This window comes from Pelomonas parva, from assembly GCF_043555835.1.
In the GTDB taxonomy this organism is placed as follows: Bacteria; Pseudomonadota; Gammaproteobacteria; order Burkholderiales; family Burkholderiaceae_C; genus Pelomonas; species Pelomonas parva.
The window spans coordinates 160825-172905 of record NZ_JBIGHV010000002.1; the positions used below are offsets into that span (position 1 = coordinate 160825).

A 12081-nucleotide genomic window follows, 5' to 3' on the forward strand; every position below is an offset into this window, starting at 1 on the left:
ACCGCCGACATGTACACCGGCCTGCCGGCCGAGCTGTCGCTGATCGAGCAGTTGCTGCCGGCCGGCACGGCGACCACCATCCTGAACGGCCTGAAGGCGATCGGCGGCCTGTCGGCCGACTATTCGCGGCTGTCCAACGTCACCTTCAAGGGCCTGAGCTTCGGCGCGGCCGACGTGGACGTCTTCATCGGCGTCGGCAACCCCGACTTCTCGCAGCCGCTGTCCAGCCAGGACGACCTGATCGGCTTCGGCCTGCAGAACGTCGACCTGGGCCTGGGCCTGTTCAAGGCCGACCTGCCGGCCTTCTTCAACGCACAGAACTTCCTGTCGCTGCAGCTGCACGCTGACGAGATCGGCACCTACGGCTTCGGCGACATCCTGACCATCCGCGCCCGCGACGTGACGGTCGAGGTGCAGAACGGCGGCAAGCTGTTCGGCGGCGTCATGCGCTCGACGGCGGACTACTCCAGCATCCGTGTCGTCGACAGCGGCGGCGTCACACGCACCGGCTACGAGATCAAGACCGGCGGCACGCCGGTGCGGCTGACGATGCGCGGCAACGACCTCATCGGCCTGGACATCGGCCTTGCCGAGATCGCCGTCGCCGACTTCCTGTTCCTGCGCGGCTCGCTGGCCTTCCGCCAGGGCGACATCTTCACCGTCGCCGTTGACATGGGTGGCCTGCGCCCGCTGCTGGAGAGCCTCGGCGTCAACGGCGACAGCCTGCCGCTGCAGGTCTCGGCGATGACGCTGGGCGGCGCCAACCTGACCGGCTTTGCCGGCGTCGGCGGCCCCTACCGCTACGGTGTCGACGCCAACAACGACGGCCTGCTCGACAGCATCAACGACGGCGCCATCGGCGTCGCGCTGGACGATGTCGACTTCGGCCTGGCCATCATGACGCCGGCCATCGGCAAGTTCATCCCCGGCCTGGAGCAGTACACGCCGCGCTTCGTCACGGCCAAGGCCGCGGTGGGCTATGCCGGCCTGGTGGGCATCGACGCTTCGCTGCTGGACGTGCGCGCCGAAGACGTTGAAGTCAACATCAACACCTTCTATGTGCCGAGCATCCCGGCACCGGTACAGGCGGCCATCCAGCTGTTCGGCCCGCCGGCCATCAACTACCAGCTGAGCCCCTCGTTCAAGGACTACACCGAGGACAGCAACGGCAACGGCCAGCTCGACACCGGCGAGGACCGCAACCGCAACGGCCTCATCGACAGCGCCGGCTTCGCGCTGCCGGCGGGCGGCGGCAACAGCGTCTTCCTCGACTTCACCGGCGACCTGATCCAGGCCAAGGTCGGCTATGCGTCCATCAACCTGGCCGGCTTTGTTCAACTGTCGGCGTCGATGGCGTTCACGAAGCGCGGCTCCGAGCGCGTCACGCTGGACAACGGCGAGGAGACGACGGTCACGACGCTGGCCATCGGCATCAACGACGCCTTCGGCTTCATCGGTGTCGGCGGCTACTGGCGCGACACCGACGGCGACGGCCGCATCACCGAGGCCGACAGCCCCGACACCTCCGCCGTCGGCTTCAAGATCGAGAACCTCGACGTCGGCCTGATCGTCGCCAAGGAGCTGGTCATCACCGCGCAGGGCGCGTCGGTGGGCGTGTATCTCGCGGCACAGGCCTCGGTGACCGAGATCGGCCTGACCGGCGTGCCCGACGTCGTCTTCCACGCCGAGAACCTGAAGCTGGAGCTGAACACCGGCGTGCGCATCCAGATCGGCACGTCGCAGTTCACGCAGGACAGCGCCTCCGGTGCCGTCACGCTGGGCGGCGGCGTCAGCCTGACCGGCGCCTTCACCGTCATCGACTTCTCGCGCGCCAACTGGAAGAACAGCCAGGGCGTCATCTCCCCCGGCTACGCCATCGAGACCGGCAACCCCGACCAGCCCATCGTGCTGCTCTACAACGAGCAGTTCCTGCGCCTGTTCGGCGAGGCCGAGCTGGACGTCTTCGGCCTGGTCAACATGACCGGCGTGTTCGACGTGCGCGCCAGCGCGAGCCAGGGCATCTCGGTCTTCGTCGACGTGCAGGCCCGCCTGGGCACGGAGAGCGCGCCGCTGTTCACGACGCACGCCACCGGCCTGCTGGTCATCCGCGACGGCATCGCGATGCGGCTGAACCTGTCAGCCAACCTGAACTTCGGCTCCGTCGCCCGGCTCAACGCCGAGCTTGAGCTGAACATGAACAGCTTCGGCCAGGAAATCGTCTACGAGGTGCCGGACGAGTTCCTCGACAAGGTCGACTTCCCGGTCTACACCATCCCTGCCACGCCGCCCGGCAAGCCCAACTGGACCGGGCCCTACATGGCCCTGAGCGGCCGCGGCACGCTGGACCTGCTGGACGGCCTGCTGGACCTGCGCGGCGACTTCGCCATCATCATCTCCACCAGCGGCTTCGAGATGGCTGTCACGGCCACGCTGGACCTGCCGGTGCTGGAGCCCCTGCAGGTCACCGGCACACTGGGCATCGTCGCCGGCGGCCTGTACGGCAGCCTGGAAGTGGGCGGCAGCGGCGCGCAGTCCAAGATCATCGACGGCGGCGGCATCTTCGACGTCACCGGCCGCTTCCTGCTGCAGATCAACACCACGGCGCAGGCGCAGACGGTGCGCGGCCGCGACGCCAGCGGCAACGTCTTCGACGCGCAAGGCCAGCCGGTCCTCGTCAACCTGTCGCCGCAGATGCTGCGCCTGTCCGGCGCGGCGTCCATCAATGTCGGCCCGATCTCGCTGACCGGCGGCATGGACCTGCTGATCGACAGCCGCGGTCTGCAGGCCAGCGGCAACGTCACGCTGGACCTTGGCGACTTCGGCGAGCTCGCCTTCGCGCTGGACGCCGCCTTCGGCACCGACGCCAACAACTCGCCCTTCTTCGCGCTGCGCGTGCAGACGCGGCTGGAGTTCGGCATCTCGGTGCTGAACATCAAGGCCAATGCGACGCTGCTGATCAACACCAGCGAGAACGACTACACGACGCTGTCCGGCCACACCATCGCCGGCGACACGATGTTCGACCTGTCCTTGAACGGCGCGCTCAAGCTGCTGGCCTTCGACATCGACTTCGGCGGCCGCATCAGCATCGTCAACGATGTCTTCAAGCTGGAGTTCAACGGCAGCCTGAACTTCTTCAATGCGCTGACGGTGAACGTCGGCGGCTTCGTCTCCAGCGACGGCCAGTGGGAAGTGCGCGGCAGCGCCGAGATCGACATCCACCTGGGCCCGCTGCACTTCAACGCCGGCATGAGTGTGCTGCTGTCCAGCCGGCCGCGCTTCTTTGCCGAGGCGCATGGCTCGCTGGACTTCGAGATCGACCTCGGCATCTTCGGCAGCATCGACTTCACCATCGCCGGCTTCGACGCGCAGATCGACATCACGCCCGCCGCGGCCTATGTGGCGGCGCGCGTGCGCGTCATGGGCATCAGCGTCGGCGGCAGCTTCAAGTGGAGCTTCGGTGACCCACCCGACATCAGCCACCTGGCGGCAGACGGCACGCTCTACCTGCATGCCGGCGACGCCTCGGGCCGCTACGGCAACGGCACGACCTACGACGACATCACCAACGAGGCCTTCAACGTCGAGCAGAGCGGCGGCCTGCTCACGGTGCGTGCGCTGGGTGAGACCGACACCTACGCCGCTGGCGCCGTCCGCAAGATCGTCTACTACAGCGGCAAGGGCAATGACAGCCTCTACGTCGGCTCCGGCGTCGCCGCGCTGCTGGACATTGACGGCGGCCTGGGCAACGACGCGTTCGTCATCCTGGGCGGCGCGGCCGGCAGCGTCGTGCGCGGCGGCGCCGGCAAGGACGAGTTCGCCAGCGGCAGCGCCGGCGGCATCCAGTTCCAGGGCGGCGACGGCGACGACAAGTTCGTCGGCGGCGATGCCGGCGACAACATCGACATGGGTGCGGGCAACAACCGCATCTGGGGCAACGGCGGCAACGACGTGGTCTGGGTCGGCGTGGGCGAGAACATCGTCGACGCCGGCCAGGGCGACGACCTGATCCACATCAGCGCGTCTGGCGGCAAGCTGACGCTGAACGCCGGCGCCGGCCGCGACCGCCTGATCGTCGCGCCCTTCACCAGCTCCGGCCCGCAGGTCATGAAGGACCACGAGCTGGTGCTAACGTCCACCGCCGGCGCGCGCGACCTGGTCTTCAACGACAGCCTGGAGCGCCTGGAGCTGAGCGACCTGAACGTCGCCGGCACCGTGCTCAGCAACCCGTCCGGCGCCAGCTGGGGCCGCAGCGGCTTCATCGTCGACGCGGCCGGCGTGCTGGACGTGCGCGACGCGAAGATCGTCGCGCCGCAAGGCCTGTTCAGCGCCAGCGCGGCCGGCATCAGCGGCGTGCTGAACACCGAGCTGGCCGAGATCTCCGTCGTCAACCGCGGCACGGCCGGCGGCGCGACGGGCGACATCATCCTGCGCGAGGCCGACGACCTGCGCATCGTCACCGACGGCCGCGCCCTCGGCGGCCTGCAGGCGGCCACCGGTGCGGTGTCCATCGACATCCTCGGCCGCGAGGCGCTGCTGACGCACGCGGCCGGCCGCATCAGCGCCGGCACCAGCATCATGCTGATCGCCGACGACATCGACCTCATCGCCGGCAACGACAGCGTGCGCGCGCCGGGCTCGCTGACCATCCGCACGCACGATGCGCAGCAGGACTACGCCATCGGCGGCGCCGCGCAGACCCGCTACGGCTGGGACCAATCCATCGATGGCCGCGCCTCCGGCGAGATGAATCTGGGCATGCGCGATCTGTCCGCGCTGGCCGACGGCTTCTCGGCCATCACCATCGGCCACCGCGCGCCGGGCTCGCTGCTGCGCATCGGCGACGCCGAGGACGCTCAGGTCGGCGTCTTCACGTTCTCCGCCCGCTTCGACGACATCGTCACGCTGCAGGCCGACCGCGTCGACATCCAGGGCGACGTGCAGGCCTCGCAGGCGGTCACCGTCAATGCGCGCATCCTGGAAGTCCAGCGCCTGAACATCAACTACCCGCTGGGCTCGGCCGATTCCGGCATCACGGCGCCGACGATCACGCTCAACATCGACGAGCAGGCCGTCGTCTCCGGCTGGCTGCGTGCCGAGAGCCGGCTGGACCTGCTGGTGCTTGCCAGCACCGGTGCGGACGCGTTGATCGGCTATGGCGACGGCGTCAACAGCATCACCATCGACAAGGGCGCCGCGCTGCAGGTCTCGCGCGCCGACGGCCGCCTCAACGTGCAGGGCAGCAAGTCCATCGTCAACGCCGGCCTGATCCAGGTCGCGGCCGAGCGCGGCGCCATCACGCTGACGGCCGGCACCGGCCTGATCGTCAGCGAGGGCGGCACCGTGCAGGCCTCGGCGGCCGATGCCAGCATCGTCATGAACGCCGCCGACAAGGTGCACCTGCTGTCCGGCAGCGCGGTGATGGCGGGCGCCACCTTCAACGGCACGACGCCTGTGCTCAGCGGCGCGGGCGCGACGCTGGCCATCCACACGCCGGGCGAGCTGTGGATAGGCGGCTCCTTCACGTCGGCCGACACGGCGACGCTGGACGTCGGCGACCTGCGCAGCAGCTTCGCCGAGTACTTCGACAAGCTGCCGGGCAAGACGCTGGCCAGCTCGGGCGACTCTGCCGCCATAGCCGCCATCCTGGCCGGCCTGCGCGCCGGCAACCTGCCGGGCGAGCTGATCACGCTGATGGGCGAGCTGCCGCTGGTCGGCAGCGCCGGCGTCGTCGCGCTGGGCAGCTTCACCGCCTTTGCCGAGCTGGCGCCCGAGGCCCAGGCGGCCATCGCGCAGGGCCTGGGCTACACGGTCTACGCCGACGGTGCGTTCTGGAACGCGGCGACCAACACGATCAAGGAAGTCCTCAGCCAGGGCCATGCGGTCGGCTACGACCCCGCCGCCGTCAACTGGGGCACTGCCGGCGCGCCGGCCGACGGCACGGCCTTCGAGCAGCTCAGCGCCGCGCAGAAGGCCGCCGTCGCCGCGTCGCTGGGCTACACGGCCTTCGCCGGCCCGGTCTACTTTGACGCCGATGCGCCGGCCGGCCAGCAAGTCCGCACCGGCTTCCTGCAAGGCGTCTCGGCCGACTACAACAACGCCCTGATCGACTGGGCCGGCGCCGGTGTGCCCGCGCCGGCGGCCGACACGCCGTTCGCCCAGCTCAGCGCCGCGCAGCGTCTGGTCGTGGCCAACCAGATTGGCTACCGCTTCGATTACGGCGTGATCCCGGCGGCCAACTGGACCAGCGTCGCCATCGACTACGCCACCGTGCCGCAGGCGACGTGGATCGAGGCCTACAACGGCAACTTCGCCACCGAGATCACCGTTGCGCAGTGGGGCGCTGCCGGCAAGCCCGACAGCGCCACGCCGTACTCGCTGCTGACCGGCGCCCAGCGCGCCGTCGTCGACAGCCTGATCCGCTTCGCGCCCGAGCCCGGCACGGCCTATGCCGACCTCACGCCTGACCAGCGCGCCGTCGTCGACTCGCTGGTGCAGCCCGACGAGAACAGCGCCTTCAAGGACCTCAGCGCCAGCCAGCAGGCCGTCGTGCTGGCCTATATCGCCATGGCCGAGGCGCCCAGCGACAAGCTGGTCAATGGCAAGCCGATCTACGGCAAGCCGGTCAGCTTCTTCAACTACAACGCAGCGCCCGCCAAGCGCCTGGTGTCGGACTTCTCGCAAGGCGAGATCACCGACTACCGCAACGACAACATCTACTGGGGCGATGCCGGCGCACCCGCTGCCGGCACCCCCTTCGAAAGCCTGACCGCTGCGCAGAAGGCCGTCGTCGCCCACGCGCTGGGCTACAGCGACCACGCCAGCGGCTACTTCAAGGCCGACGCGGCGCAGGCCGTGCGCTTCGTCACCGGCTTCAGCGCCGGCGGCAGCGACTTCGACATCGCCACCATCGACTGGGGCGGCGTCGCCGAGCCGGCGGCCGACGCCCCCTTCGAATCGCTGACGCCGGCGCAGGCGCAGAAGGTGCTCGACAAGCTCGGCTACGCCCAGGTGCAGCGCGAGGTCTTCGTGCAGATCGACGCGACCACCGGCACGCGCATCGCCACCGGCTTCGCGGCCGGCACCGACTACCAGGACGCCGGCGTCGCCTGGGGCAGCACGCCGGCTCCCATCGCCGGCACCGCCTTCGACGACCTCACCGTCGTCCAGCAGGACCGCGTGCTGGCCCAGCTCGGCTACATCCGCTGGACCGGCGCTGTCTACTTCAACGCCGGCGCCGCCGCTGGCCAGCAATACCGCCTCAGCTTCGAGCCGGGCACCGACTACACCGCCGCCAATGTCGACTGGTCCGCCGTCGACGTGCCGGCCGCCGGTACCGCCTTCGCCGGCCTGACGACCGACCAGCAGGCGCGCGTGCTGGCGCAGACCGGCTTTGTCCACTACGACGACTCCGCGCCGGTGTTCTACAAGGCCGGCGCCGCCGACGGCCTGCAGCTGCGCACCAGCTTCACGCTGGGCGTCGACTACACCGACCCGTCGCCCACCGTCGCCGACGCGACCCGCTGGCTGGTGCAGGACGCCCAGGGCCACCAGTACGTCGCCTATGCCTACGACGGCGATGGCGACGGCGTCGTCGACGAGATCCGCGTGCTGGAGCCGCACCCGCTGGTGGGCCAGCGCGGCGCCGGCTTCCTGCTGACCGGCACGGTCACGACGCTGCAGCCCGATGCCGACTTCATCGTCCGCACGCAGGACGACGTCATCGTCCAGGGCAACATCAACCTGTTGGGCGCCGGCTCCGACCTGGTGCTGGAGTCCGACCGCTGGGTCTACTGGCAGGGCCAGGCCGAGATCCACGGCAACATCACGCTGACCGGCAACGGCGCGCCCGCCGCCGGCAAGCCCGGCGCCGGCACCAGCGTCTACGTCCACGCCAGCTCGACGCTGGAGGCCCGGCTGGCCGGCGCCAGCATCACCGTCACCGGCGCCAGGGACGTGGAGATCCACGGCGCGCTGGTGGCCGGCGGCGTCGTCGGGTCCGACGGCGTCAGCTTCCTCGACCCGTTGCCGGGTATGAGCGACCCCGGCTCGACCATCAGCGTCACCGCCGGCGAGCACATCCTGCTCAACACCGGCCTGGTCGCGAACCGCTCCGTCGTGCTGACCACCACCGGCACGCCGGGCGCCGACGACGGCGGCTGGGGCATCGAAATTACATCGCGCGGCGGTCTCACGGCGTTCGGCGACGTGACCGGCGGCGGCCTGGTCGACGTGCGCAGCGCGGGCGGCATCTCGGTGGCCGGCGCGCTGCTGTCCGGCGGCATCCTGCGCGAGGGCGCGGGCCAGAGCTTCGTGCAGTGGGCGGACACGCATTCCCGCCTGACCATCGTCGCCGGCGGCCAGCTGTCGCTGGGCGCGATGGTCGAGGCCGTCTCGGGCAACGTCGTCGAGGTCGGCGCCAGCATCCGCGCCAGCAGCTCGGTGGCGCTGACCGGTGGCGTGTCCACCGACTTCATCGGCCTGCGCCTGCCCGGTGCCGCGCGCGTCGTCGTGCACGAGGCCGAGGGTCGCATCGACCTGAACGCCAGCGGCAACATGCAGCTGGACGGCCTGCTTGTCGCCGGTGGCGAGGTGGTGGACCGGCGCGACGCCGATGGTGGCCTGCTGGGCACCGTCATCACCAACTACGGCGGCAACTCGGCGTTGACCGCCACCGCGACCGGCCAGATCCGCCTGACCCGCGAGCTGGCGGCCGGCCGCACCATCGACATCCGCGGCGGCACGCCGGCCGGCCCGGCGCAGGCCGGCGACCTGTTCGGCGACTACGGCATGCTGGTGGGCGGCAACGCGGCGCTGCACACCTGGCAGGAAGACAGCACCATCTCGCTGTCCGCCGGCGGCAAGCTGGGCGTGCTGGCGCCGGTCTGGAAGCAGCAGCTGGTCGCCGCCGACTTCGCCGAGTACGCCAGCGGCCGCCTGACGGCCGACGCGCAGCTGCAGGTCACCGTCGAGACGCTCAACTACACCGTCAGCGGCATCGTCACGCTGCGCGCCGCCGACACGGCCGACAACAGCGGCATCGCCGACCTGCGCGACGACCTGCAGGCCGCCCTGGCCGCCGCCGCGCTGACCGTCACCATCTCGCCGACCGGCACGCCGGCCGTCGGCAGCACCATCGGCCTGACCGCCGAGCAGCTGCGCGTGCGCCTGCAAGACGGCCACCTGATGCTGACCAGCAACCTGGCCTTCTCGGTGGCCACGGCGGCCAACTCCGACAAGCTGGGCTTCACGCAGGCAGCCTCGTCCAGCCGCGCCTACGTCATCGACGCCAGCGGCACCGGCTCGGTCGTCAAGCTGGGCCGCGCCAATGCGCCGGGCGGCGACATCCTCATCAGCGGCGCGGTGCGCGGCCACAGCGGCATCGAGCTGTATGCGTCCACGTCGCCGTCCGGCAGCGCCAATGTCGTCTTCACCGACAGCGCCCTCATCGAGACGCTGCAGGGCGGCATGCGCTTCGCGCCGACCGGCTCGGCCTCGCTGGCCGGGGAGTTCGTCGCCCGTGGCGCCGGCGCAGACATCGTCATCAACGCCCGCGACTCGCTGGAGCTGCGCGCCCGCTTCACGGCGCAGCGCGACATCATCATCAACGCCGGCACGACCGAACGCGCCGGCGAGCTGAGCCTGCGCACCTTCGACACCAGCGTGCTGACCACGCTGGACAGCGGCAGCCGCATCCTCATCAACGGCCTGAACGACGTCCAGATCAACAGCACCATCGGCGTCGGCAGCCCGGGCCTGTCGCTGCTGCAGGTCGGCTCCACGGCCGGCACGCTGACGCTGTCGTCCGGCGGCGGCCAACTGGCCAGCGGTGCGCTGATCACGCTGACCGGCAAGGACGTCGACCTCGCCGGCATCATCACGAGCAGTGGCGCCACCGACGCCACCTACGACGACGAAGTCAGCATCACCGCCACGCGCGACATCCTGCTGCACGGCTCCATCACGCTGGCCGGCTCCATGCGCACGACGGCCGGCCGCGACACCCATGTCTTCGCCACCGTCATCTCGGCCTCCGCCGCGGGCCAGCGCCTACTGCTGCAGACCGAGGGCGCACTCAACCTCGGCACGGTCGGCAGCCACAGCGGCGGCGTCGCGCTGGAGGGCAACGCGCTGCTGGGCCTGCTGGCCGGCGGCAGCCTGACGCTGGCGGCCGACGCGCAGCTCTACACGACTGGCGACAACAGCCTGCTGTCGCTGCAGGCGCCCAGCCTGGTGCTGGCCGGCACCGTGCGCGCCGGTGGCGACTACCTGGGCGCCAACGGCAGCGGCCCGGACTGGGTCTACAGCGGCAAGAACGCCACGCTGCAGATCAACGCGCTGCGCAACGTCGTGCTGGGCACCCTGGCCACGGGCGACGGCGGCGAGCTGACGGCGACCGGCAGCGTCCTGCTGCAAGCCGGCAGCAACGCCGCCGGCAGCGGCTTCGAGATGAGTGCCGGCAGCCTGGTGCGCGTCGACGCCAGCGGTGGCGGCCTGTGGACGGGCGCCGCCAAGCCGGTGGACGGCCTGGTGCGGCTGGTCTCGGACGGCGACATCCGCCTGCGCGGCCATGTCATCGCGGCCGACAGCGGCGCCGACATCGGCATCGTCTCGCGCTCGCAGGTCTGGGTCAGCGGCGACGTGCAGGCGGCCGACCGGCTGGAGCTCGTCGGCGGCACGGACGATTCCGGCGTGGCCATCCGCGTCGACGAGCTGGTGCTCAATGGCACCGACTACGAGTCCGGCGGCCAGCTCGAAACAGGTGCCGGCGGCAGCATCATCCTGACTGCCATCGACGATGTCTTCGTCGACGGCATCGTCGGCGTCAAGACGCTGGGGCAGGGCATCAGCGCGCTGATCGACATCGCCTCGGTGCAGGGCGACGTGACCATCCGCCGCGACATCAATGTCCGCGACAGCGTCATCATCACCGGCGGCAACCTGCTGGCCCAGGCCGGCAGCCGTGTGCATGCGACGGCGACCGGCTCGACCGTCTACATGGCGGCGCGCAACAGCATCGTCGTGTCGCCAGGCCCCAGCACGTCCTCCTTCTTCAGCGATGCCGCCATCGTGGAGGCCGGCTCGCTGATCCACTTCTCGGCGCCGACGGTGCAGATCGACGGCCGCGTGGTCGCGCTGGACAACGCCGGCCGCATCCTCGTCTCGGCCGGCCGCTCGGCCAGCTTCGGTGGCACGGTCACGAGCGGCACGTTCACGAGCGGCGGCGCCGTTGCCAACGTCGGCGACATCGAGGTGCATGCCGGTGTCGACCTGGGCCGCGGTCGCGCCTCCCTGGAAGGCGCAGTGCTGAAGTCCGAGCTGCTGGGCGGTTCCATCAGCGTCCAGGGCCAGGGCCTGCTGAAGGCGACCGGCCACATCGTGCTGATGGCCGGCGGCGACATCACGCTGGACGCCGACGCCCTCATCAACACCGACCGCGACATCACGCGGCAAGACATCATCCTGGTGCCCGAGACGATCACCAAGATCGACGGCTACACCAAGGTGGCGGCCGGCACGGTCACCGTGCCCGAGATCGTCTACACGCCGACCATCATCACCGAGCAGGTCGGTACCGAGCTGGTGCCGGTCGGCAGCTCCTACGTGACGATGGACGTGGCGCTGGAGCAGATCGGCTACTACAACGCCGCCACGCGCCAGTTCCGCGAGACGCTGATCGAGGGCATCGACTACCTCAACCAGGCGCCCTATGCCGGCTACACCGGCCCCATCCCGGTCGTGAACTGGGCCAATGCCAGCAACGAGCAGTTCCCCGGCCGCTCCATCCCGCTCAGCGGCCAGCCGTCCAGCGACTACACCAACGCCGCCACCTACCGCGAGTTCCTGCAGCTCAGCGACGCGCAGCGCTGGGCCGTGCTCAACACGCTGGGCTACAAGCCCATCTACGACTTCAGCTACGACAACGAGGCGCTGCGCGAGGTCAAGAACGGCCAGCCGCACACCTACCGGCCGGGCGACGGCACCAACCATTGGGACGGCCCGGCCTGGCGCAACAACCCCGACAAGGTCTACTTCGTCGACGTGGCCGGCTGGCGCGACAAGTACGTCGTCATGCCCGAG

General features: G+C 70.2%; 1 protein-coding gene (only partly in view). It reads left to right on the plus strand.

All 12081 nt of this window come from inside a single coding sequence — locus ACG00Y_RS04515, LEPR-XLL domain-containing protein, on the plus strand. Of the gene's 41427 coding nucleotides, 12657 precede the window and 16689 follow it; the stretch shown corresponds to coding positions 12658-24738 (codon 4220, complete, through codon 8246, complete); the first codon wholly inside the window starts at position 1. The start codon and the stop codon both lie outside this window.